Here is a 23,097-nt window from a genome sequence, read left to right as displayed (position 1 = left end):
CTTCGACGACCCGAGTTTTGTTCGATTCCCGACCCTCGCTAGACTCGTCTGCGCTGCCTCGCGTAGCACGCCGCCCTAGCTCAGTCGGTAGAGCAATTCACTCGTAATGAATAGGTCAGGGGTTCGATTCCCCTGGGCGGCTCCATCTCCTCCCGGCCACTCATGCCTCGGTTCTGGCCCACCCCTGCGTCGTCAGAAATCCGCCGCGCGGCCGCCTCGACGCACTGACCGCAGGCCGTTTAGTTCACTCGTTCAACCATGAACAGGCGGGCGTGTGGCAGCCCCGCGGTGCGCGACCCCCGTCGACCGACCCTGCGAACGCAGCCCTGGGCACCATTGGAACAATAGAGGCCACTCCGACTGTTCCTTATTTTATCTATCTCCGTCTCTGTATAACATAGGCCATACAGGCCACCCCGCTTTTGCGTATGGATGCGGAGATAGATCAAGTGTCATACAGAACGCTCAAGTCCGTCTTCCACCAGCACGATCAAGTCGGCGCCGACGCTGAGGAACGGGTCCGACGCGAGTCTCCCGCCGCCCTCCGCTGGGACTTGATGATCGGCGAGTACCCGATGTTCGCGCTGCTGACCCCCGAGATCGCAGTGCTGATCGAACGAATCATGAGCTTTGAGCCGAAGATTCAGTCCGAGTGGGAAGATCTGCCAGGACGAGCACGGACCCACTATCTCCATCGCATGGTCATCGACGAAATCCAAGCGACCAACGAGATCGAACAGGTCCGTTCGACCCGACAGGAGATCGGTGCTGCGATCAGGGCCGTCCGGGCGCGACAACCCATCGAGAACAAGCGCTTCGCGGAGATGGCGCGTCTTTACCTCGACATCGGCAACGACGAGGCCGAAAGTCCGCATACGCTGGACGACATCCGGGCTGTCTACGACGCGGTGACCGCGGGAGAGATCCGTGATGAAGACGCTCCCGATGGGCGGCTGTTCCGGCAGGGACCGGTATCGATCGAATCCGGGACCAAGATCGTGCATACCGGAGTCGTGCCCGAGTCAGCGATCGACGCAGCGCTCACCCTGATGCTGAGCCAGGCGCGCGACGATTCGGTCCCCCAACTCATCAGGGCCGTGGCTGCGCACTTCATCTTCGAGTACACGCACCCGTTCTACGACGGCAACGGCCGAACCGGGCGCTACCTTCTCGCACTCGACCTCCGACAGGTGATCGCTCCGTACGCGAGCCTCGCGCTGTCGGCGACCGTCGCCGACAACAAGGACCGTTACTATCGCGCGTTCGCGGACGTGGAGAATCCACTGAATCGCGGGGATCTGACGCCTTTCTTGATCAGAATGTTGGAGATCATCGCCGAGGCACAACATCGGCTGCTGCTCGACCTCTCCGAACGTCGGCAGAGGATCGAGGCGCTCAGGGCACGCCTTCGCGATCTGGTTGATGACGAACAGTTTCCGCTCAGCGTAGGGCTCGACCGCGAGTCGTCACCGCCGATAAGTCCTGACGACTTCGGCGCGATCTTGTACACCCTCGGCCAGGCCTACTACTTCGATGTGAACCGCGCCGTCCGATCGAACACCCTGGCCGACGTGCTGGGAAGATCCAGTCAGTTCGTCCGACCGCGACTCCAGCGCTTGGACGACGCCGGGATCATCGAGACCGTCACGAGGAAACCGCTGCGTTTCCGGCTCACCCAGCGGGTGGCCGCGCTGCTGGATCTGGAAGGACCTTGATCTCCAGTAGCTGACCCTCCGAGTAGATGTCCCGATTTGTGTCATTCAGACGACAGCGAGCAGCCCACTCGTCGTCTAATATCTGATCGACAAAGAGGGGGCCCAGGGGTGGCAGGATATCGGCGCGGCACGCGACGCGCCGTCGAGAACGACGGCGTCGGTCCTCTTCGACGACCCTCGGGCCTCTCCAACGCCTCTCTCACCCTCGGCGCGCTCTCGCTGGCCACCGTCATCCCGACCGCGGTCGCATCGATCAACGTGACCACCCTGGTCCACGCTCTCGCCACGCCGGACACCGTCCAGGTGGCCACCGAATCGACCACAGGGTGGAGCCAACCGATCCCGTTGTCGCCGGGCGCCGGCGGCCCCGCCGCCCCGTCCGTCGCTGCGACACCGACCGGCGGTCCGGCCGCTCCCATGACACGCGACCTGTCTTCCACGGGTACACCGAGAACGCTGGTCATCGACTTTCCGCACTCGGTCGGACCCATCATCGCCGGCGGTCCCCGAACCCGCGCAGTGTTGTCGACGGAGCTCGACGACGAACTCAAAGAACGTGCGGTGCAACAGAACCTGGCGGTCATGACCGTCATCGCCGGACTCGACGCGAACAGTCCGTTCGTCGTCTACACCGGCGACGCCCAGGGCTCCGGCGGGCCCGGCGCGCCCGGTGTACCCGAGGGCGGCACCAGCCTGACTCCTCCCCCGCCGGGTACCGACGGGCCGGTCATCGTGCTGGTGTCGGATCCGCGCGGGCCGTGGAGCATTCGAGTCTGGCTGGAGACCGTCCCGCTCGTCTCGGCACTCCTGAAGTCGATCGGATGGAAGGTCGACCCGCCCCGGACGGACCGCCCTGTCGAGACGCCACGTCCCGATGCCGGCACGGGCAGCGAGCCGGAGGTCACCGAACCACCCCGCGGCCGGCCCATCGAGCCGACCACCGACCGTGGCAACACCACATCCGACGCCGGAGCCGATGCCGAGACGCCCAGGGACACCGTCGAGACACGGGACGTGGGCCGGGAAACCCTGCGGGACATCGTGGTCGACGATGACCAGGACTTGCCGACCGAGTCCGCCGATGTCGACGACGACGGGGACACCGGATCGGACTCAGGCGAAGCGGGCGACGACGGTACGTCCGAGAGTTCAGGCAACTCCCGATCCGACTCGACGAGCGGTGACCGTTCCGGCGCGGGCGACGACAGCGACTCCTCCGACCGCGGTGGTTCCGGCAGCGAATCCTCGGACTCCGACGCCTGATTCGTCGTCGTAGATCAGGTCCTCAACCGAACACCGACGCGAGTGTTGCTGCCGAGTCGGGCGACAACGGCGAGGTCAGCATCACCGGCCCCTGCGCCATGAATCGTGGAGTCGCACCGCGATGTTCGTCGGCCGCGTGCACGGTGAACGGATGGACCACGTAGACGTCGCCGGGACTGCCGGTCGCGTAGGCGACGCGACGCTCGCGACTCGCGGCGTCCAGTAACGGACCGGCGTCGAAGGGGCTCATCCCATCGTTGTCGAGAACCGCGACAGCGTCGAGATGTGACCCCACCCGGATGCGGGTCGGTGCGTCGGTCGGTCCGACCTCGGAGAGCAGGGTCAGGATCAGCACGGTGTGGGGCCGTCGACTCACCACCCACGATCCGTCCTCGCGCGGTGTGTTGGCGTCGATGTGCCAGCCGCGGTCATCGACCGTCGGCGGCAGCGGGAAGCGGACCGGTATGTTGCCCAGGGCGCCGCGCGGTGTCCAACCGCCGACGCCACAGATCGCATCGAGCGCCTCGGTCAGCTCCGGACTGTTCGCGAGCAACCCGAATGGGCCGGCCCCCACCATGTCCGACGCCCAGCGCACCGGATCGGTCCAGGCGTCCGGGTCGTCCTCGGACAGACCCAGCTGAGCCCACAATCCTGCCCGCGCCCGGTCCGCGGCCTCGCGCAGCAACGGGCGCTCGATCTTGAGGAAACCGTCTGCGCTGAACCTGTCGACGTCGATCACCGTCGCAGCCTCCCACCATCGGGCGTCTCCCGCGAGCGATTTTCGCCGCACCGAGGGCGACAGATCACCAACCGTCGAGAAGCTCACGGCCGCAGCACTTCTGGAATCGACTACTGGAGAGCCTGGTCGATCAGGACTTCGGCGGCGGCTCGTGCATCGTCGGCGGCACGCACCGAGCCCGCGATCGCCGCCGTGGTCTGGGCCCCCTCGGCGAGGATTGACAGCTGCGCGCCGAGGCCGTCGGGGCCTCCCAACTCCGCCACCAGACCCGCGACGTAACGCTGGAAATCGGCCTTCTGCGCACGGACCGCGGCGGCGACCGAGGGCATCTCGGCCCCGAGTTCGCCGTAGGCGTTGATGAACGCGCACCCGCGGAACTCGTCGGTGCCGAACCACTGGAGCAAGAAGTCGAACACGGCGAGCAACCTCTCTCGCGGTGATGACAGCCCCTCCGCGCACGCGGCGATCCCGCTGTTCCACTGCCGGGTCCGATCGTCGAGCACCGCGAGGATCAACGCCTCCTTCGACGGGAACATCGAGTAGATCTTCTTCAGCGACACCCCCGCCGCATCGCGGACCTTGTCCATCCCCACCGCGTGGACCCCGTGCGCGTTGAACAGCTGGTCAGCGGCACGGACCACCTGCTCGCGCGGGTCCACGGCGTCGGTCACCTCGATCTCCTTCACTGCCGGTTCCCGGCTGGGGGTTGCGCGGGGAACGTTCGTTCTCTAGTGTATCAATCACCGGTGAGAACGACCGTTCTCCCGCCCGCCGCATCGATTCCGATCCCGATCGGGTCGCCTCAACAGAGAGAAGTGATCGCAATGGGCTACATCAAAGTCGGCACCGAGAACTCCACCGACGTCGAGCTGTACTACGAAGATCACGGCACCGGCCAGGCCGTCGTGCTGATCCACGGCTATCCGCTCGACGGGAACAGCTGGGAATTGCAGGCGCGCGAGCTCATCGACGCCGGCTACCGCGTGATCACCTATGACCGTCGCGGGTTCGGGAAGTCGAGCAAGGTCGGCACCGGCTACCACTACGACACCTTCGCCGCGGACCTGAACACCGTCCTGGAGACGCTCGATCTCCGCGACGTCATCCTCGTCGGATTCTCCATGGGCACCGGCGAACTCGCCCGTTACGCCAAGAACCACGGCACCGACCGGGTCGCGAAGTTCGCGTTCCTGGCGTCGCTCGAACCGTTCCTGGTGAAGACCGACGACAATCCCGAAGGCGTCGACCGGTCCGTCTTCGACGGTATTGCGGCGGCCGCCAAGGAGAACCGCTACGCCTGGTACACGCAGTTCTACAAGGACTTCTACAACCTCGACGACAACCTCGGCACCCGCATCACCCAGGAGGTCGTCGACGCGAACTGGAACACCGCGGTCGGCAGCGCGCCGGTCGCCGCCTACTCGGTCGTCCCCGCCTGGATCGAGGACTTCCGCGAAGATGTTGCCGCAGTCCGCGACTCGGGCAAGCCGACCCTCATCCTGCACGGCACGGCCGACAACATCCTGCCGATCGACGCCACCGGACGCCGCTTCCACCAGGCCGTTCCGGACGCCGAGTACGTCGAGATCCCCGATGCGCCGCACGGCCTGCTGTGGACTCACGCCGCCGAGGTGAACGAGGCGCTGCTGGGGTTCGTTCAGAAGTGAGCGACCCGGGGTGAGTTCGCCCAGCGAGCACACCCGCGTGACAGCAGGACGGCCGCCGGATGGATTCTCCATCCGGCGGCCGTTTGCCGTCTGTCCCTACCGGGCGTCGTCGTCGACCCGTTCCGCGTCCTCGGCGGTCTCGTCGGACGCCTCGGCGTCCTTGTTGTCGGCGAGGGGGTCGTAGCCGGGGACACCCTCGAGCACCGTCAGTTCCTGATCGATGGCGGCCGAGACGGCCTTGGCATCTTCCTTGATCTTGCGGATGAAGTCCGACATCGCTCGCTCCTCGCTCATCGTCCGGCCGCGGCACGCGACCGTGACCTCATGATAGGTCGAGGCCCGCGTCACCCTCCGGCGATCGGAGTCCGGGCGCGCGACCGATCAGTCCCGGAACATGTCCGCGTACGACGACGACAGCGCCGGGTAGTAGGCGTCCCAGTCGACCTCGGCGACGCTACGGCCGGCCTCGGCCGCCACCAGACGGTCGAGGTAGTACTCCCATCCCGGGCCCACGTTCTCGGCCATGTCGGCCCGTGGCAGTCCCTGGGCGAAGCTCAGTGTCGTCGTTCCGTGGGCCTCGGCCAGGTCCAGTTCCAGCCGCCACACGTCCTCATCCCCGTCCTGGGCCGGGGATTTCGATTCGACGACCAACCGGCGCGGCGGATCGCATTCCAGGATCGTGAACCGCTCCGGCTCCACGTCGTCGCCCTCGGCGGTCATCCGAAAGTCGACGAAACCGTCGACGGGGTCGCCGGCCCATGTTCCGATCCAGCGTTCGAGGCGCGCGGGTTCGGTGATCGCCGCCCATACGGCGTCGATCGGCGCGGCGAACGCCCGCTCGAGCACCACGTGCGGCACGCCGGCCCGCACCTCTCGGCGGCCGGTGGCCGCGATGTCGGCAGTCATCCTGTCTCCCTGTGTCGTTTGCCTGAATCGGGCTGTGCAAGAGGGGAGTCCGCGGATTCCTCATCGACGAACTCGCGCACGGTACGTCGCACCTCGAGGTCGAGCGCGTCGAGATGACGCTCGTCGAATCTCGGCTGCACGGCGTCCGAGTCCACGGTGTGCGAACCCGCAACCGCCGAGTCCACCGCGTCGAGCCACGCCCGGACCCTGGCCAGCGCGCAGGACGCCAGCTCGTAGTGCCGCTCACGGCCGTGGTCGACGGCCGTCGTCACGCCTGCTTCGCCGAGCACGCGGAGATGACGCGAGATCGCCGGTCGGCTGATCGGGTGGTCGGCCGCGAGATCGACGACGCGCGCCGACCCGCGAGCGAGCCGCTCGATCAGCGCACGACGCACCGGGTCGGCAATCGCCTCGAAGTCGTCCACGTCCTATTGGTAACACACGAGTTACCAATAGGGAAGGGTGAAGCTGTCTACGCCCCGGCCGGGCGCGCGAGCGCGAGTCCGATCCGCGCGACCATGTCGTCGACCGCGAACTTCGGCTTCACGTTCATGTCGAGGGCCTCCCGGCACGCGAGCACGGCTTCGACGCACTGCAGCAGCTGCTCGGGCTTGGCGTAGCCGGCGAGCGGGTTCGCGAGGTCGTCGGCCTTGTCCGGATGCATCGCGGTGACCTGGGCGCCCACGCCGACGACGAGCGCGTCGCGGAACAGCGCGGCGAGATCGACCAGAGCACGGTCGAGGACGTCGCGTCCGACCCGGGTCGCCCTCGACTTCTGCCGCTTCTCCAGTTCCTTGAGCGCGCCGGCACTTCCGCGCGGCATCCGCGCGGTGCCCTTGCCCGTGCCGCCCGCCCCGAGCGCGGTCTTCATCTCCTCGGTCTCGGCCGCGTCTAGCTCGGCACTGATCGCCTTGGCGGCCTCATCGGCCGACCGAACGAGCTCCTCGGCAGCGGCATAGGCGGTCGAGTCGCGGGCGGCGGCACGCGCCAGCCCGAGCGCCTTCTCGCGTTGCGTGCGCGCTTCGGGATCCGTCGCCAGCCGACGCGCGCGCCCGATGTGGCCGCCACACACCGACGCCGCCCACCGAGCCTGCTCCGGATCGAGACCGTCGCGCTCGACGAGCACCCGCTCGATGTCGGCGGTCGTCGGCGTCACCAGTGCGATGTGCCGGCAGCGCGACCGCAGGGTCACCGAGATGTCCTCGGGATCGACCGACGGCGCGCACAGCAGGAACACCGTGCGTGACGGCGGCTCCTCGACGACCTTCAGCAGCGCGTTCGCGGCCTGCTCGGTGAGCCGGTCGGCGTCCTCGACGATGACGATCTGCCAGCGTCCCGTGCCCGGCCGGCGCGCGGCGGCCTGCACGATGTCCCGCATCGCGCCGACGGCGAGGCTCAACCCCTCCGGCACGACGTGGCGGACGTCGGCGTGGGTCTTCGCCATCACCGTGACGCACGCCCGGCATTCACCACAACCGACGTTCGTGGCGTCGGGCGCCTGACACTGGAGAGCCGCGGCGAAGCACTGCGCGGCCACCGACCGACCGCTGCCCGGTGGTCCGGTGAACAGCCACGAGTGGGTCATCGACGCCCGCGACCACCCCGCATCGACGGCCGGGATCTCGTCGTCGGCGAGGAACAGATCGTCAGACGCACCCGCGTCGAGCCTCGCCGCGAGAGCACGCGCTGCCCGGGCGGCGGCCCGCAGATCGTCGGCGATGGCCTCTTGCCCGGTCAGCCGATCGAAGACATTTGTCACAGCAACACCCTAATCCGCAGTTCGGACACGCCTGAGGCGCGGAACCGTGTTTAACGATTGCAAGCAGCCAGCTACCGTGGTCTCCGTGGTTCAACAACGGTCGCGGTGGTCAAAGGGCCTGCATCTGGCCCGATGGCTCATTCATACGCCGTGGCCGATTCTCGCGCTGGACATGCTGCGGGCGAACCTCGTGGGTGCACTGTTCACCTTCGCGTTCCTGCGCTTCGGCATGCCGATCCAGGATTCGATCAGCCTCGACGAGATCACCGCGCTGAACCAGGTCATCTTCGCGGCCTACCTGTTGATCGCGATGGTCATCGGCGGCTTCGCCAGCATCCAGTTGTCGCTACCCGTGCTCATCTGGCATCGGCGTCGCACCCGACTCGACAACGAGGCCGCACGACGCCGCGCCCTCGCGCTACCGATGCTGCTGACCGCGGTGAACGCCGCGCTGTGGGTCGTGGGCGGCACGCTGTTCACGCTCGTCAACCTGACCGTGTCGTCGAAGAACGCCTTCATCGTCGCGATCGCCAGCACGATCGGCGCGATGGTCACGTGTGCGCTCAGCTACATGCAGGCGGAGAAGGTCATGCGGCCGATCACGGTCGCGGCGATGGCCAACAATCCCGACAATGCCATCGCGCCCAGTGTCACCACCCGCATCACCGCGTTCTGGGTGATCAGCGTGGTCGCCCCGATGCTGGTGATCATCGGGATGATCGTGCTGCACCGGCTCGGCATCATCGAGGCCGACTCCACCGGCCTGGAGCGGCCGATCCTGTGGATGGCGATCTCGGCGCTCGCGTTCAGCGTGATCGCGATCGTGCGCGTTGTCGCCGCCATCAACGACCCGATCAAGCAGCTGCGGCGCGCACAGTCCAAGGTCAGCGAGGGCGACCTCAACGTCGCGGTGAAGATCTACGACGGCAGTGATCTCGGCCTGCTGCAGGCCGGGTTCAACGACATGGTCGCCGACCTGCGCGAACGCCAGCAGCTGCGCAACCTGTTCGGCCGCTACGTCGGCGAGGACGTTGCGCGGCGGGCCATCGAGACCGGCACCGAACTCGGTGGCGAGGAACGCTACGTCGGCGTCCTGTTCGTCGACATCGTCGGCTCGACGCGCCTGGCGGTGAATCGGCCGCCCCGCGAGATCGTCGAACTGCTCAACGAGTTCTTCCGGGTCGTCGTCGGCGTGGTCGGTCGCCACGGCGGGTTCGTCAACAAGTTCCAGGGCGACGCGGCGCTCGCCATCTTCGGGGCGCCGCTCGACCTCGACGACTTCGCCGGCCGGGCACTCGCGTCCGCGCGCGAGCTGCGGGCCGAGCTCTACGAGACCCTGGGTGACACCGACATCGGCATCGGAGTATCGGCCGGCAAGGCCATCGCCGGGCACATCGGCGCCGAGCAGCGACTGGAGTACACGGTCATCGGCGACCCGGTCAACGAGGCGGCCCGCCTCACCGAGCTCGCGAAGGACGAACCCACCCGCGTCCTCGGGTCCGCACGCGCGGTGTTCCTGGCATCTCACGAGGAAGCCGAGCACTGGGAGATCGGCGAGGGCGTCGAACTCCGCGGCCGCGGGATCGAGACGCTCCTCGCGCGCCCGCACCTCGAGCCGGACCGGCGGGACTGAGCTACCACCCTCCCCTGCCCCTGAGGCGACTCGCCTTCGCTTGTCCCCAGCGTTTATTGGGCGCATTTACTCGGCGTCCGGCGTCGCCTTCTTGGCCGCCGTCTTCTTGGCGGTCGACTTCTTGGCTGCGGTCTTCTTCGCCGTCGTCTTCTTGGCTGCGGTCTTCTTCGCCGCCGTCTTCTTGGCCGCTGCCTTCTTGGCGGGGGCCTTCTTCGCCGCCGCCTTCTTCGTGGTCTTCTTCGCAGCCTTCTTGGCCGGGCCACGTGCCCGACGATCGGCGAGCAACTCCATCGCGCGCTCCGGCGTGATCGAGGCGACCTCGTCGCCCTTGCGCAGGCTGGCGTTGGTCTCGCCGTCGGTCACGTACGGTCCGAACCGACCGTCCTTGATGACCATCGGCTTGCCGCTGACCTCGTCGTCCTTGCCGAGCTCACGCAGCGGCGGCGCGGCGGCCTGACGACCGCGACGCTTGGGCTCCGAGTAGATCTTCAGCGCCTCGTCGAGGGTGATCTCGAAGAGCTGCTCCTCGGTGCCGAGGGACCGCGAGTCCGAGCCCTTCTTGAGATACGGGCCGTACCGGCCGTTCTGCGCGGTGATCTCGTCGCCCGACTCCGGGTCTACGCCGACGACGCGCGGCAGCGACAGCAGCTTCAGCGCGTCCTCGAGCGTGACCGTCGAGATGTCCATCGTCTTGAACAGCGAGCCCGTACGCGGCTTGGGACCGGCCTTCTTCGCCGCCTTCTTCGCGGTCTTCTTCGCCGCCGGCTTCGTCTTGGTGGCCGTGCCCCCGCCGGGCGAGTCGAGCGGGACGACGTCGCCGTCGGCGGTGTCCGAACCTCCGGTGCCGCCGCCCGACCCGCCGTCACGCGGCGTCGGGCCCGCGGGAATGGTTGCGGGCGTGTCCCCGTCGTCGTCATCGTCGTCCGACGGCAGGACCTCGGTCACGTACGGACCGAAACGTCCTTCCTTGGCGACGATCTCGTGACCGGTGACGGGGTCCGTACCGAGCGAACGTCCCTCTTGCGGTGTCGCGAAGAGCTTTTCGGCAACCGCGAGGGTCAACTCGTCCGGGGTGATGTCGGCGGGCAGGTTGGCGCGCTGCAGATCCTCTTCCGCACCGTCCGCGGCGACATTGCGCTCGAGATACGGCCCGTATCGGCCGACCCGCACATAGATCGGGCGGCCCTCTTCGTCGTTGAACAGACGGATGGAGTTGACCTGCCGCGCGTCGATCTCCTCGAGATTGACACCGACGAGCTTCTTCAGACCGCCGTATTGCGCGATTGCCGAGTGGGCGGAACGGGTTTCACCGTCGGCACCGGAATGGTCGTCGCCGAAGTAGAACTCCGACAACCACTTCGTGCGGTTCTCGTTACCCGTGGCGATCTGATCGAGGTCGTCTTCGAGGGTCGCGGTGAAGTCGTAGTCGACGAGGCTCTCAAAGTACGCCTCCAGCAGACCGACGACCGCGAACGCGATCCACGACGGCACCAGGGCGTTGCCCTTCTTGACCACGTACCCGCGGTCCTGAATGGTGCCGATGATCGACGCATACGTCGACGGTCGGCCGATCCCGAGTTCCTCGAGCACCTTCACCAGCGACGCCTCGGTGAAGCGCGCCGGCGGGTTGGTGGAGTGACCGTCTGCGGTCAGGTCGGTGGCCGTCAGCGACTGCCCCTCGGTGAGCTGCGGCAACCGGTTCTCGGCGTCGTCGGCCTGGCCGCCGCTGAGCTCGTCGACCGTCTCCACGTAGGCCGACAGGAAGCCCGGGAAGGTGATCGTGCGACCTGACGCGGCGAAGGTGCAGCGCTCTCCTGACGACGCGGTGCCGGCGATACGCAGGCTCAGCGTGGTGCCCTTGGCGTCGGCCATCTGCGACGCGACCGTGCGCTGCCAGATCAGTTCGTACAGGCGGAACTCATCGGCCTCGAGCTGCCCGGCCACCTGGCCGGGGGTACGGAAGGTCTCACCGGCGGGTCGGATCGCCTCGTGTGCTTCCTGGGCGTTCTTGACCTTGCGGGTGTACTGGCGCGGCGTCGAGTGGACGAAGTTGTCGCCGTAGAGCTCGCGGGCCTGGGCGCGGGCGGCGTTGATCGCCGACTCGCTGAGGCTCGTCGAGTCGGTACGCATGTAGGTGATGAAGCCGTTCTCGTACAACCGCTGCGCGATCCGCATCGTGCGGTCGGAGGTGAACCGCAACTTGCGGCCGGCCTCCTGCTGCAGCGTCGAGGTCATGAACGGCGCGTACGGACGGCGCGTGTAGGGCTTCTCCTCGACCGAGGTGACGGTCATCCCCGCACCTCGCAGGCCGGTGGCCAGACTCTCGGCGCGGTCGGCGTCGAGCACGATGACGCCGTCGGACCTCTTCAGGACACCCGTCGACTCGAAGTCGCGTCCCGTGGCGACCCGGGCTTCGTCGACGTTGACCAGCCGCGCCTTGAAGGTCTGCGGATTGGAGCTGTCCGCACTCTCCGCGCTCGCGTCCATCGTCGCGGAGATGTCCCAGTACTCGGCCGACACGAACGCCATGCGCTCGCGCTCCCGTTCGACGATGATGCGCGTCGCCACCGACTGCACACGGCCCGCAGACAGCTTCGGCATGACCTTCTTCCACAGCACCGGCGACACCTCGTAGCCGTAGAGGCGGTCGAGGATGCGTCGGGTCTCCTGCGCGTCGACGAGGTCGATGTCGAGGTCACGCGGGTTCTCGGCAGCCGCCCGGATGGCCGGCTCGGTGATCTCGTGGAACACCATGCGCTTGACGGGGATCTTCGGCTTGAGCGTCTCGAGGAGATGCCAGGCGATCGCCTCCCCCTCACGGTCACCGTCGGTGGCGAGGTAGAGCTCGTCGACGTCCTTCATCAGCGACTTGAGTTCGCTGACGGTCGACTTCTTGTCGGGCGACACCACGTACAGCGGCTCGAAGTTCTCGTCGACGTTCACGCCGAGACGTGCCCAGGACTGCCCCTTGTACTTGGCCGGCACGTCGGCGGCACCGCGCGGGAGGTCGCGGATGTGCCCTCGGGACGACTCCACCACATAGTTCGCCCCCAGGTACCCGGCGATCTTGCGGGCCTTGGTCGGGGACTCGACGATCACGAGGCGTCGAATACCCCTGTTCGAGCGGGATGCGGTGCTGGTCTCTGCCACCGGGGCGTCCTTCGGTTGACTGGGTGGAGAACGTTCCTGCGTGTCAGTTCAGGTGTGTTCGATGGGTTTGTACCTTATGTATAGCGCCGTTTGCACATCTGAATTCCGTCTCGGACCCGGCGAGGTGACCGATCCGACACCGTTCCGACCCGTTGTAGCAGCTCAACGGCTCGAATGCGGGATGACTAATGCTCGTCGACCGGAGGCCAGTCGGCGACGGCCTCGGCACAGGGCGGGACGCCGACGTACTCGTGCAACCGGGACAGGCGCCGGTGGCCTGCGATCCGCAGGGCCGGGGAATGCCCGCGCGTACCGACGAGGGTTGGTGCGATGCCGACCCGCATCAGCGCCGTGGCGAGTGCCGCGTGCGACTCCGGAGCGTGGGGATCCAATCCGAGCTGGTAGCGGCCGGCATCCGAGTGACCGGCGGCGATCACCCACAGGCGCAGGGCCCGGAAACTCGGAACCCAGCCGGGGGGCATCGCCTTGACCGCTCCCGCGGACCAGGCCGCGTGCAGGGGATCGAGTTCATGGCAGGGCGCGGTCCGGGCCAGCGGCGTGCCCTCGTCCGAGACCGTCGACTCGGCTTCGAGGCCGGCCGCACGCATCTCGACGACGATCTGCTCTACCCGCCAGCGGTCGGCGACCACGATCGAGACCCGCGTACCGGTTTCGGAGCGGACGGCCTGTCCGTGCGCCGCGAGCAGCCCCGCGAGGTCGGCGTACGCGGGCTGTTCGGTCTCCGCGGAGAAAAACGACAACTGGCCCACGATTCGAGACTAGTGCTGTGTCTCGGAAATAGGTGGGCGGTTCAGGTGGCGCGTTCGCGACGCGCGGAGCGCTGCGGAACGGGAGCCAGACAACAAACCGCTCCCGCCTCGACGAATCGAAACGGGAGCGGTGGTTTGCCCCGACTGCTTGGTGCAGTCACACGCGGGTCTTCTCAGACAGCGCGGACGCCGGTGGCCTGCGGCCCCTTGGTGCCCTGACCGACCTCGAACTCGACCCGCTGGTTCTCCTCGAGGGTGCGGAAACCGGATCCCTGGATCTCGGAATAGTGGACGAACACGTCGTCGGAACCCTCATCAGGCGCGATGAAGCCGAAGCCCTTTTCCGCGTTGAACCACTTCACAGTTCCCTGTGCCATTCTTGCAATCCTTTACATATCAACTGTCGCGACACGATGGGTCATCGTGTCGTGGCCGGTCGACCGCCATACCTCAAAGAGCCCCGCGAAGATCTGCATCGATCCGCCAAACTAACCTCAGTACCACGGCTGCAACATGCTTGTCGCCCACCGGGCGGTGGGTCGCGAAAGCTGCGGCCGGAACCAGTCAATCATGTTCGGCCCCCCAGCGATAGTCACACGAACCAAAGTGAGTCAAAACCTCGTCAAACTTCAGACCAACGACACCAGCCGGTAACATCGACGCAGGTCGGAGACCCGTCGCTGCAACACTATTTCGAAGAGTTCTCACCAGAAGATGCAGTACTCCACATTCGGGACAGGCCTGTTGGCCCGCACCCTCGCGGGGTCCGACGCCGACCCCTCCCCGCTCACCCACCTCTCGGTAATCCCATCGCGCTCACCATCTTTCGACGCCTGGCCGGAGTGGGTGCCGCAGCCCCTGATCGACGCCTACGCCGACAACGGCATCGAGAAGGTGTGGACTCACCAGGCGCGCGCGGCCGACGCCGCATTCCGCGGCAATCATGTGGCTATTTGCACCGGGACCGCATCGGGCAAATCGATGTCGTATCAAATGCCCATTCTCACTTCTTTTCTGAACGAAAAGAATGCGACCGCGTTATACCTCGCGCCGACAAAAGCTCTCGGGGCCGACCAGATCCGGGCGGTGTCCTCGATCATCGCCGGGCGACCGGAGTTCGGGCACCTCCAGCCGTGCGCATACGACGGCGACACCGACCCCGAGATCCGGCAGTGGGCGCGCGCCCATTCGCGCTGGATCTTCACCAACCCCGACATGCTGCACATCGGCATCCTGTCCCATCACCACCGATGGCGTCAGTTCTTCCGGCATCTGCGGTTCATCGTCGTCGACGAATGTCACCACTACCGAGGCGTGTTCGGGTCTCACACCGCCCTGGTGATGCGGCGTCTGCTGCGGATCGCGCGGGCCGCCGGTGCCGATCCGGTCGTCATCGGCGCGAGTGCGACGGTCGCCGAACCGGCCGAGGCGCTGGGCCGGTTGATCGGTGAACCGGCCGTCGCGGTGACAGAGGACGCATCTCCCCGCGGGGAGCGGACCGTCGCCCTCTGGGAGCCCGATTTCCTGCCGGTGGTCACCGGCGAGAACGGTGCACCCGTCCGACGCTCGGCCGGCGCTGAATCCGCCCGACTGCTGGCCGATTTCGTGGTGGAAGGTGCTCGTACACTGTGTTTCGCCCGGAGCCGGCGGGGCGTCGAACTGACCGCACTCAGCGCACGACACCTGTTGTCACAGAGCGCCCCCGAGCTCGAGTCCCGGATCGGCGCGTACCGGGCGGGATACCTGGCCGACGATCGGCGACGTCTGGAGAAGGCCATCTCCGACGGCGAACTGCTGGGCGTGGCCACCACCAATGCGCTCGAACTCGGCGTGGACATCAGCGGACTCGACGCCGTGATCGTCAGCGGGTACCCCGGAACGGTCGCCTCGTTCTGGCAGCAGGCCGGGCGCGCGGGACGCCAGCGCGAGTCCGGCGACTCACTCGTCGTGCTCGTCGCCCGCGACGACCCGCTCGACACCTACCTCGTGCATCATCCGGAGTCACTCCTCGGCAAACCCGTCGAGGCCACGGTCACCGACCCCGCCAACCCGTACATCCTCGGTCCGCACCTGCTGTGCGCCGCCATGGAGAAACCGCTGTCGGACAGCGAGATCGACGCCTGGAACGCCCGCGACGTGGCGCAGGACCTGGCCGCCGACGGCCTGCTGCGCAAACGTAAGTCCGGCTGGTACGTCACGGCCGGAACCGAACCCCACGCCGACGTCGACATCCGCGGCGGCATCGGCGGGCAGGTCCTGATCGTCGACACCACGACGTCGCAGCTGCTCGGTACCGTCGACACCGGCCGGGCCATGTCGACGGTGCACCCCGGCGCCGTCCACATTCACCAGGGCGAGACCTATCTCGTCGACGAGCTCGATCTCGACGACGGTCTCGCGCTGGCGCATCCGGAGGACCCGGACTGGACGACGTCGGCGCGGGAGACGACGGACATCAGCATCACCGCGACGCTCGCGAGCCGGCGATTCGGCCCGCTGACGGTCGCATTCGTGGAGGTCGACGTCACCCATCAGGTCGTCGGTTACCTCCGCACGTTGCGCACCGGAGAGGTGCTCGACGCCGTCGAGCTCGACATGCCCGAGCAGACCCTGAGCACCCGCGCCGTGATGTACACCCTCACACCGGAGGCACTCGCCGACGCCGGTGTCGACGAGACCCGGTTGCCCGGTTCGTTGCACGCCGCGGAACACGCGGCCATCGGCCTCCTCCCTCTCGTTGCGACCTGCGACAGGTGGGACATCGGTGGACTCTCGACCGACCTCCACCCGGACACCGGTCTGCCGACGGTCTTCGTCTACGACGGGTACATGGGCGGTGCCGGTTTCGCCGAACGCGGGCATTCGGCGTTCCTGACCTGGATCGACGCCACCCGAGACGCCGTGGCCAGCTGCGGTTGTGAGAGCGGTTGCCCGTCCTGCGTGCAGAGTCCCAAATGCGGCAACGGTAACGATCCGCTCGACAAGAATGGCGCAGTAGCCGTCCTGGATCTTCTCCGTCGGGAATACTTGGCCCATGCATGACGAGGCATCCGACCGGGGGACCCACACGTATCGTCAGGTCACCCGACCCTCTCGTGCCTTCTTCCTGCTCGCCCGCCCGACGCAGAACACCGACCAGTTGCCGTCGTCCATCGGCGAGCGCGACGTGTTCTTCTCCGAAGACGAGGCGCTCGACGCCCTGGACCTCCACTACGCCTGGTGCGCGGCCCGTTCCGGAGGTTTCACCGATGTCGTGACCACGGCACAGTGGTATCTGCAGACGGCGATGGTCGGTCCGCGGGTCACCGCCTCCCTCGGTGAGGTCTATCTGGCGTCCACCGATGCCCACTCCGGTGAAACCTGGGCAGCAGCAGGCGGTTTCCTCACCGAGGGGGAACTCATCCACTGGTCGTCGTTCGTCCGGGCCGCCCGATCGTGGATTCCGCTGAACACCGGGACCGATGCGCTCGAACTCGCCTATCGCGGCGACACCGACGTGCACTTCCACCAATTGTGGTTCGCGCCCATGCAGTCCATCCGGGTGTACCCCAAGCGGATCTCCGTCGAATCCGACGGTCTCGGGTAGGGCCGCCCTTCGGCACGGGGTCAGTCCACCGGTCCCGCGCGCGCCTGGACGGTGGCGTCGCTCGTCCCGAAACTCCCGAGCGCCACCGGCACCCGAACCGTCACCACCACATCGTCTCCGGCGGTACGGCACTCCACGAGCTCGGCCCCCGAGTCCTGTCGGCGGCTCAGATCTCGTGCCGCCGCGCATGGATTCGGCTCACCCGCCGCATGCTCGATCGCCGCGGCCAGAGCGGACAGATCGGCCGCCGACTGGGCGCGGTGGCGGGCGAGCACCGCTGCCCCGACATAGATCACCATCACGAGAACCGCAGCCAGCGCCGCGATCACGAATGCGCCCAACACCGTTGCGTGACCGCCGTCGTCGGCGATCAGCCCACGACGGCGCGTCATGGCCCCACCCCCGGCGCGAACACCACCTGATCCGCACCTGTCGGCTCCTTGGCCGCGACCGCCCGGGCCGACACCGTGAGACCCGGCAGCATCGCCACACCCGATCGGACCTCGACCACGACGACCCGATCGTCCGCATCCGAGATCGACACGCGCGCACCGTCTCCGACCAGCCGTTGCGCGACCTCGCGCCCCGAAGCATCACCCGCAGCGGACAGGCGAGCCACCTCGCGCGCCGCATCGGTACAGCGGATCTGGGTGGTCACCGCGGCGACCGCACCCACGGCGATGAGCACCATGACGACGATCGCGGCGATCGCGTACGCGGCCTCGACCGTCACCATGCCTGATTCGTCGGCGAGCAGGCGTCGCAGCCACTTTCGGCGGTTCATCAACCGACCGAGGTGTTGAGCGCCTTTCCGATGATGCCCGTCAGGGCACTCACGATGTTGTCACCGGTGACCACCGTGTAGAGGATCGCCCCGAACGCCGCCGCGGCGATGGTGCCGATCGCGTACTCCGCCGTGGACATGCCTTCCTCGTCGGTCATCAGGCGCGTCATGTGCGCGCCTAGACGTCCGATCACATCGCTTCGATCGTGCGGCGCCGCGGCCTGGGTGGCGTCGTGGGTCCGGAACATGGTGCGTGACATGGTCTCTCCTGGGAGTCGATGGAACCGAGTGAACGGTGTTGCACGTACTTGGACGCAGCGCGTCGCCGTTCGGATCCCTCGGATTTGCCGACCCTGCCGTTCCGGCGCAAACCCCGACGATTCCCGGCTAAGAGGTCGACCACACCCCGAGTTCGTTGCCGCTCGGATCCGTGAAGTGGAACCTACGACCACCGGGAAAAGCGTAGGGGCCGTTCACGATCTCGCCACCCGCCGCGCGCACCCGCTCCACTGAGGCGTCGAGATCGTCGGAGTAGAGCAGCACAAGGGGACCACCGCGTACGGCCGCGACCTCGCTCGTCGCGAGACCCCCGACCTCGGGCAGGTCCGGGCCGCCCGGATTCGCGATTCCCGCGTATACGGGACCGTAGTCGTTGAACTGCCAGCCGAACGCAGCCGCGTAGAACGCCTGCGCCGCGGCCGAGTCGGTGACGGTGAGTTCGATGTAGTCGATGGCATGGTGTCGGTGCCCGGAGTCGGTCATGGAGAACATTCTGCGTCGTCGCACCGACAAGCACGTCAGATCGAACCCAGAACCGACGAGGCGAGCCCGACGACGACCGGGACGATCCCGAGACAGATGAACGCGGGCAGGAAGCACAGTCCGAGCGGGCCGCTGATCGCGACACCGGCCCGTTCGGCGGCGGCGAGTGCGTCGTCGTGCGCCCGGCGTCGAACATCGTCGGCGAGTTCGGCGAGGCCGCCGGCCAGCGACGAGCCGGCCCGCGCCGACCGGCGCGCCATCGCGGCGAGTGCATCGAGATGGTCGTCCGACGTCTCGCCGTCCGGTCCGTCGAGCAGGGCCGACCATGCCGCGTCCGGATCGGCGCCCAGCTGCAGCAGGTCGGCGACATGAGCGAGGGGCGCCGCCATCGACGCCGGCGCGCGTTCGGCGACCACCGAGGCCGCGGTCCCCACCGGCAGACCGGCGCGTAGGCACACCGCGAACAGATCGAAGGCCGCCGCGACCGCGAACGGGTCGTCGGCGGAAGGGCCGGCACCGAGCCACCGCGGCGTGCGATCGGGCGGCGGCGGATCGGTCACCCGATAGAGCAGCCAGCGCGGCGCGGGCCAGATCCACAGCGCGGCCGCGAGCAGCACCGCCGAACACGCTGTACCGGTGAGGCCGCCGGACATCAACGTGCCAGCACCTTGCCGGTGATGCGCTCGGACCAGCCGATCCCCGCCGCGACCAGAGCACACCCGACCACCAGCAGGATCCCTCCCAGGCCACCGCCGAGGAGGACCTGGATCGGACCCGCACCGGTCGCCTGACCCAGGGCGATCCCGAGTAATGGCAGACCGGCGAGGACCGCTGCCGTCGCCCGCGGTCCCGACAGTCCGGCTCGCGTCCGATCCGCGAAGCCACGCCGCGCCTGAAGATCCGAACGCACCGCACCGAGCAGGTCGACCATCGGCAGGCCGCGGTCCTCGGCGATCTGCCAGGCCACGCCGATACGACGCCAGGACGCCTCGCCCGAGACCCTGCCCGCCAGGCCGGCCCCGGACACCGGGTCGATCACCGACCCGCCCAGGGCGGCCCGGAACGCCATCGACTCCAACCCGTTCGCGATCTCCGCTCCGGTGGCCGGGTCATGGGGCTCGCGACGACGGAGTTCGGCGACCGCGACCTCACAGGCCCGGACCGGTGGCGCACCCACCGACAGTTCGGCGATCATCAGCGACAGCCCCAGGAGCAAGTCATCCGACTGGCGGTCGAGGCGCTTCTCCGCCGACCGCCGCCGACGTACCCACAGCACGACCGTCACGACGATCGCGGCAGCGACGGCGGCCGGCAACCCGCCGACCAGGAGCGCCCCGAACGGGACCGTCATCGGGATCAGCACGGCCGGTGCCGATCTCCGGGCGGGGCGGGGTTGTTCGGACACCGTCTGGAGTCGGCTTCTCGCTCGCGGCGCGGCCGACAGCGGCACCGCGATTCCGACGGCTCCCAGGACCAGCGCGGCGGCGACCGGCGTCGACATCATCGTCGGTCCCCCGACACCGGCCCACGCCCGGCGACCAACCGGTCGAAGTGATCGCGCTCCGCCGTGAAACCGCTGTTCCGCAACCAGATCGGCACGATCGTCACGCGTCCGGCGTCGTCACGCCGGACGACCCCGATCTCGGCGAGTCCGCGGGTCCCGCCCGCGTTGCGCGCCACGCCTAGCACCACCTGCAGTGCGGCACCCAGCTGACTGTGAAGAGCGTCGCGGGCCATGCCTCCGAGGGCGGCGAGGGCCTCCATCCGCGCCGGCACCTCCGACGTCGAGTTCGCGTGGACCGTGCCGGCACTCCCGTCGTGCCCGGTGTTCAGCGCGGTGAGGAGGTCGATGACCTCACCGCCGCGAACCTCTCCGACGATGATCCGGTCGGGTCTCATCCGAAGTGCCTGACGGACCAGGGTCCGCACCGGCACCTCGCCCACGCCTTCGACATTCGACGCGCGCGCGACCAACCTCACCACCTGCGGATGGCGCGGGGCCAGTTCGAGCGCATCTTCGACGCAGACGACCCGCTCGCGCGGATCCATCGCTCCGATCAATGCGTTGAGCAGGGTCGTCTTGCCGGTCCCGGTACCGCCGATCACCAGGAATGCCAGGCGGTTCCGGAGGATGTCCTCGATGATCGGCACCACCTCGGACGGGATCGCGCCGCTCTCGACGAGGCTGGGCAGATCCTTGGACGCCGAACGCAGGACCCGCAAGGAGATACATGTCCCGTCCGCGGCAAGCGGTGGGATGATCGCGTGCAGCCGCACGGTGTAGCCGCGCCGACCGACGTTCGACAGCTGCCCGTCGACCCAGGGCTGGGCGTCGTCGAGCCGCCGCCCGGCGCCCAGGGCCAGCCGCCCCGCGAGGCGGCGTACCGACGCCTCGTCCGGGAAGCGGATCGTCGTCTGCTCGAGTCCGGAGCCGCGGTCGACCCAGACCTCGTCGGGACCGGCGACCAGGATGTCGGCGATGTCGGGTTCGGCGAGGAGTTGCTCGAGCTTGCCCGCCCCGGTCAGCTCGGTCTGCAGGAAACGGAGGGCGGCGAGCAGGTCGGTGTCACCCAGCACTCCCCCGGCCTCTGCCCGGATCGCGTCGGCGATGACGGCCGGACTCGGGTCGGCCGCGTCGGCGGCCAGTCGCGAGCGAACCCGGTCCAACAGCGCCTCGTCGGCCGGTCCGTCGATTCGCGCCTGGGTCACGACGCACGCTGGCGGCGCTCGGCGACCCTGGCGTGCACGGTGTGCGCCGCGCGTCCGAGCGGACTGCGAGGCCGCAACCGCAACGGACCACCCTCCAGCCGCCCCGCGAGACGGGGCTCCGGCCGATAGGCGGCGAGCAGTGGGAGTCCGATGGCATCCGCGACCTGTTGCGGACGCAACCCGCCGGGCGACGGGCCGCGCACCACCAGCTCGACGGCCACCTCGTCACCGACGACACGGTCGACGATGCGTCGAGCCGCGGCGCATCCGCCGACGGTGAGTGTGGTCACCACCACCACGACATCGGACGACGCGATCGCGGCGCGCACCACCGGCGCGTCGGACCTGGGCAGGTCGAGCACGACGAGATCACCATGAGTGTGCCCGGCGTCGATGACCGCGGTGACCGCGTCGACACTCAACCCGGCGCTCGGCAGGCGTTGTGAGGTCAACACCGCCAGGCCCTCGCCCGCGTTCGGCAGCGCCTGGTGGAGCGCCGTACCGCCGACGACGCCGCCGTCGAGCGAGAGATCCTGCCACCGCAGCCCGCGGCGGCGCTCGATGCCCAGCAGGAGATCGGCTCCGGCGCCCATGTCGTCGAGGTCGAGCAGAAGCGTGGGCGACTCGGCACCTGCCGACGTCAGCGCAACCGCCGCGGCCAGGGTCGACGCCCCGGCACCACCGTGAGCACCGATGAGCGCCACGACCCCCGCAGGTCGGCGTCTGGGCACCCGGCACTCCGTCAGTACCCGGACGAGGCGTCCTTCGTCGGCCGGGAGCGTCGACGCGTCCTCGATACCCAGTTCCATCGCCATCCGCCAGATGTGTGCTCCCGGTTCGGTCGCACTCACCAGTACGAGACCGGGTCGCCGAGGTGGGCGCACCCGGGCGAGAACGGCGATCGCGGACGGGTCGGCCGCGACGGCCCGGGCGGTCAGCCATTCGCGACGGCAGTCGTCCGCCGGCGCGCTGAGCACGTGGTATCCGGCTGCGGCGGCGCAGCGTGCGACGTCGTCGTGGAGGTCGGGGTCTACGAGAACCAGGAGTTCATCGGGCATGCGGCCGATCATCCGGCAGATGAGCGTTCCGACGGGCGGGATCGCGGGCGGTTGGGGATGGCGACGAAGGCTGTGGACAAACTCGCGCAACCGGCGGGGTCTCGGGATACAACAGACCCCAGACAGAGGACAACCCCGGCCAGGGGGGGAGGAGGCCGGGGTCGTCACGTTTCAGCCCCGGGGGGTCGGGCTGAAACGCACCGGTATGAGAACCGGGTACCGATGACTATACACACGGGTTTGGATTATTTGCAAGCACAACAATCCTATTCACTAATGTCCGTTCTACTGCGGAGTAACCAGGAGATCGAATGCGACGCCCGTTCCGGGCGCCTATTCGGGAATCGCGATTCAGGTCCGCGAATCGCGCAACGTCTTTGCAACGTTCCCGCTCGAGGCCGCCGAATGCCCTGACCGGACACCCACCACCCCCGAACCGCCGGCAAATTCCGTCGAAGATGCTGCGTCACAGAGTTATTCGTCGCCATCCGCAAGTTGTTCAACATTCCGACGCCGAACGCTTGATGTGATCGGCGTCACGGTGTAGAACAGTGGTTACGGAATCTCGGAAGGCCAAGTTCGATCCGGAAGAGAAG

The 23,097-nt window shown here is 67.9% G+C and carries 23 protein-coding genes and 1 tRNA gene; 7 read left to right on the top strand and 17 right to left on the bottom strand.

All coding sequences use genetic code 11. The features are described from left to right. The first annotated feature begins 69 nt into the window (after nt 1-69). The 3 genes from M4D77_RS00570 (at nt 70) to M4D77_RS00560 (ending at nt 2,978) form a co-directional block, all read left to right on the top strand. Nucleotides 70-145: transfer RNA gene (locus tag M4D77_RS00570), tRNA-Thr, on the top strand. Between the two features lie 304 nt (nt 146-449). After that, nucleotides 450-1,715, top strand: coding sequence for a Fic family protein (locus M4D77_RS00565; protein WP_259935302.1), 1,266 nt, complete (start codon nt 450-452; stop codon nt 1,713-1,715). 108 nt (nt 1,716-1,823) lie between these two features. Further along, entirely contained in the window at nt 1,824-2,978 is a 1,155-nt protein-coding gene (locus tag M4D77_RS00560) for a hypothetical protein (RefSeq protein WP_205333179.1), read from the top strand. A gap of 22 nt (nt 2,979-3,000) precedes the next feature. On the opposite strand, the gene M4D77_RS00555 is transcribed toward M4D77_RS00560, so the two are convergent. Together M4D77_RS00555 and M4D77_RS00550 are read right to left on the bottom strand one after the other, a co-directional pair. Next, a complete protein-coding gene (locus M4D77_RS00555; RefSeq protein ID WP_205333178.1) occupies nt 3,001-3,717 on the bottom strand; it encodes a phytanoyl-CoA dioxygenase family protein in 717 nt (238 codons plus the stop codon). Nucleotides 3,718-3,827: 110 nt separating this feature from the next. After that, nucleotides 3,828-4,388 carry a TetR/AcrR family transcriptional regulator gene (locus M4D77_RS00550; protein ID WP_205333177.1) on the bottom strand — a complete coding sequence of 187 codons (561 nt, stop codon included), beginning with the start codon at nt 4,386-4,388 and terminating at the stop codon, nt 3,828-3,830. 153 nt (nt 4,389-4,541) lie between these two features. Here M4D77_RS00550 and M4D77_RS00545 point away from each other — a divergent pair, with 153 nt between their 5' ends. Next, on the top strand, nt 4,542-5,384 hold the full coding sequence (locus M4D77_RS00545) for an alpha/beta fold hydrolase (RefSeq protein ID WP_226512313.1): 843 nt from the start codon (nt 4,542-4,544) through the stop codon (nt 5,382-5,384). Between the two features lie 96 nt (nt 5,385-5,480). Here M4D77_RS00545 and M4D77_RS00540 read toward each other — a convergent pair whose 3' ends face one another. The 4 genes from M4D77_RS00540 to M4D77_RS00525 all read right to left on the bottom strand — a co-directional run bounded on the left by M4D77_RS00540 (nt 5,481) and on the right by M4D77_RS00525 (nt 8,049). Further along, nucleotides 5,481-5,660 carry a hypothetical protein gene (locus M4D77_RS00540; protein WP_078111764.1) on the bottom strand — a complete coding sequence of 60 codons (180 nt, stop codon included), beginning with the start codon at nt 5,658-5,660 and terminating at the stop codon, nt 5,481-5,483. A gap of 105 nt (nt 5,661-5,765) precedes the next feature. Further along, the gene (locus M4D77_RS00535) at nt 5,766-6,290 is read right to left on the bottom strand and encodes an SRPBCC family protein (RefSeq protein WP_259935301.1); all 525 of its coding nucleotides are present in this window, start codon (nt 6,288-6,290) and stop codon (nt 5,766-5,768) included. Beyond that, the gene (locus M4D77_RS00530; RefSeq protein WP_259935300.1) at nt 6,287-6,715 is read right to left on the bottom strand and encodes a helix-turn-helix transcriptional regulator; all 429 of its coding nucleotides are present in this window, start codon (nt 6,713-6,715) and stop codon (nt 6,287-6,289) included. Before M4D77_RS00530 ends, M4D77_RS00535 begins: the two co-directional genes overlap by 4 nt. 47 nt (nt 6,716-6,762) lie before the next feature. Beyond that, complete coding sequence (locus M4D77_RS00525; protein ID WP_259935298.1) at nt 6,763-8,049, bottom strand: DNA polymerase III subunit delta'; 1,287 nt, start codon at nt 8,047-8,049, stop codon at nt 6,763-6,765. Between the two features lie 172 nt (nt 8,050-8,221). Between M4D77_RS00525 and M4D77_RS00520 the strand changes: the two genes are divergently transcribed. After that, nucleotides 8,222-9,682: an adenylate/guanylate cyclase domain-containing protein gene (locus tag M4D77_RS00520; RefSeq protein WP_078111767.1), complete on the top strand. Its 1,461-nt coding sequence runs from the start codon at nt 8,222-8,224 to the stop codon at nt 9,680-9,682. A 66-nt stretch (nt 9,683-9,748) separates the two neighbouring features. Here the strand turns inward: M4D77_RS00520 and topA are convergent, their stop codons facing one another. The 3 genes from topA to M4D77_RS00505 all read right to left on the bottom strand — a co-directional run bounded on the left by topA (nt 9,749) and on the right by M4D77_RS00505 (nt 13,979). Next, nucleotides 9,749-12,832, bottom strand: a complete 3,084-nt coding sequence (gene topA / locus M4D77_RS00515; protein WP_165630693.1) for a type I DNA topoisomerase — start codon at nt 12,830-12,832, stop codon at nt 9,749-9,751. Nucleotides 12,833-13,017: 185 nt separating this feature from the next. Beyond that, complete coding sequence (locus tag M4D77_RS00510) at nt 13,018-13,602, bottom strand: hypothetical protein (protein WP_068970204.1); 585 nt, start codon at nt 13,600-13,602, stop codon at nt 13,018-13,020. Between the two features lie 173 nt (nt 13,603-13,775). Further along, on the bottom strand, nt 13,776-13,979 hold the full coding sequence (locus M4D77_RS00505) for a cold-shock protein (RefSeq protein WP_004022110.1): 204 nt from the start codon (nt 13,977-13,979) through the stop codon (nt 13,776-13,778). Nucleotides 13,980-14,316: 337 nt separating this feature from the next. Here M4D77_RS00505 and M4D77_RS00500 point away from each other — a divergent pair, with 337 nt between their 5' ends. Then, nucleotides 14,317-16,644, top strand: coding sequence for a DEAD/DEAH box helicase (locus M4D77_RS00500; protein ID WP_068970205.1), 2,328 nt, complete (start codon nt 14,317-14,319; stop codon nt 16,642-16,644). After that, a complete protein-coding gene (locus tag M4D77_RS00495; protein WP_065630533.1) occupies nt 16,637-17,188 on the top strand; it encodes a hypothetical protein in 552 nt (183 codons plus the stop codon). The genes M4D77_RS00500 and M4D77_RS00495 overlap by 8 nt, the downstream gene beginning before the upstream one ends. A gap of 20 nt (nt 17,189-17,208) precedes the next feature. Here the strand turns inward: M4D77_RS00495 and M4D77_RS00490 are convergent, their stop codons facing one another. From M4D77_RS00490 to ssd, 8 genes are all read right to left on the bottom strand, one after another. Next, nucleotides 17,209-17,580, bottom strand: coding sequence for an Rv3654c family TadE-like protein (locus M4D77_RS00490; protein WP_165630695.1), 372 nt, complete (start codon nt 17,578-17,580; stop codon nt 17,209-17,211). Then, entirely contained in the window at nt 17,577-17,972 is a 396-nt protein-coding gene (locus M4D77_RS00485; RefSeq protein ID WP_065630535.1) for a TadE family type IV pilus minor pilin, read from the bottom strand. The genes M4D77_RS00490 and M4D77_RS00485 overlap by 4 nt, the downstream gene beginning before the upstream one ends. Continuing rightward, entirely contained in the window at nt 17,972-18,232 is a 261-nt protein-coding gene (locus M4D77_RS00480; protein ID WP_078111772.1) for a DUF4244 domain-containing protein, read from the bottom strand. Before M4D77_RS00480 ends, M4D77_RS00485 begins: the two co-directional genes overlap by 1 nt. Before the next feature lie 127 nt (nt 18,233-18,359). Next, complete coding sequence (locus tag M4D77_RS00475) at nt 18,360-18,734, bottom strand: VOC family protein (RefSeq protein ID WP_165630696.1); 375 nt, start codon at nt 18,732-18,734, stop codon at nt 18,360-18,362. A 35-nt stretch (nt 18,735-18,769) separates the two neighbouring features. Further along, nucleotides 18,770-19,387, bottom strand: a complete 618-nt coding sequence (locus M4D77_RS00470; protein WP_159371800.1) for a type II secretion system F family protein — start codon at nt 19,385-19,387, stop codon at nt 18,770-18,772. Then, the gene (locus M4D77_RS00465) at nt 19,387-20,238 is read right to left on the bottom strand and encodes a type II secretion system F family protein (protein ID WP_165630698.1); all 852 of its coding nucleotides are present in this window, start codon (nt 20,236-20,238) and stop codon (nt 19,387-19,389) included. Before M4D77_RS00465 ends, M4D77_RS00470 begins: the two co-directional genes overlap by 1 nt. Next, nucleotides 20,235-21,443, bottom strand: coding sequence for a TadA family conjugal transfer-associated ATPase (locus M4D77_RS00460; RefSeq protein ID WP_159369934.1), 1,209 nt, complete (start codon nt 21,441-21,443; stop codon nt 20,235-20,237). Before M4D77_RS00460 ends, M4D77_RS00465 begins: the two co-directional genes overlap by 4 nt. Then, nucleotides 21,440-22,501, bottom strand: coding sequence for a septum site-determining protein Ssd (gene ssd, locus M4D77_RS00455; RefSeq protein WP_065630697.1), 1,062 nt, complete (start codon nt 22,499-22,501; stop codon nt 21,440-21,442). Before ssd ends, M4D77_RS00460 begins: the two co-directional genes overlap by 4 nt. Nucleotides 22,502-23,097: the final 596 nt, after the last annotated feature.

The organism is Gordonia sp. p3-SID1431 (assembly GCF_025143765.1).
In the GTDB taxonomy this organism is placed as follows: Bacteria; Actinomycetota; Actinomycetes; order Mycobacteriales; family Mycobacteriaceae; genus Gordonia; species Gordonia hongkongensis.
The sequence above is the reverse complement of the archived record's forward strand: the minus strand, read 5'-3'. Positions and strand labels throughout refer to the sequence as shown.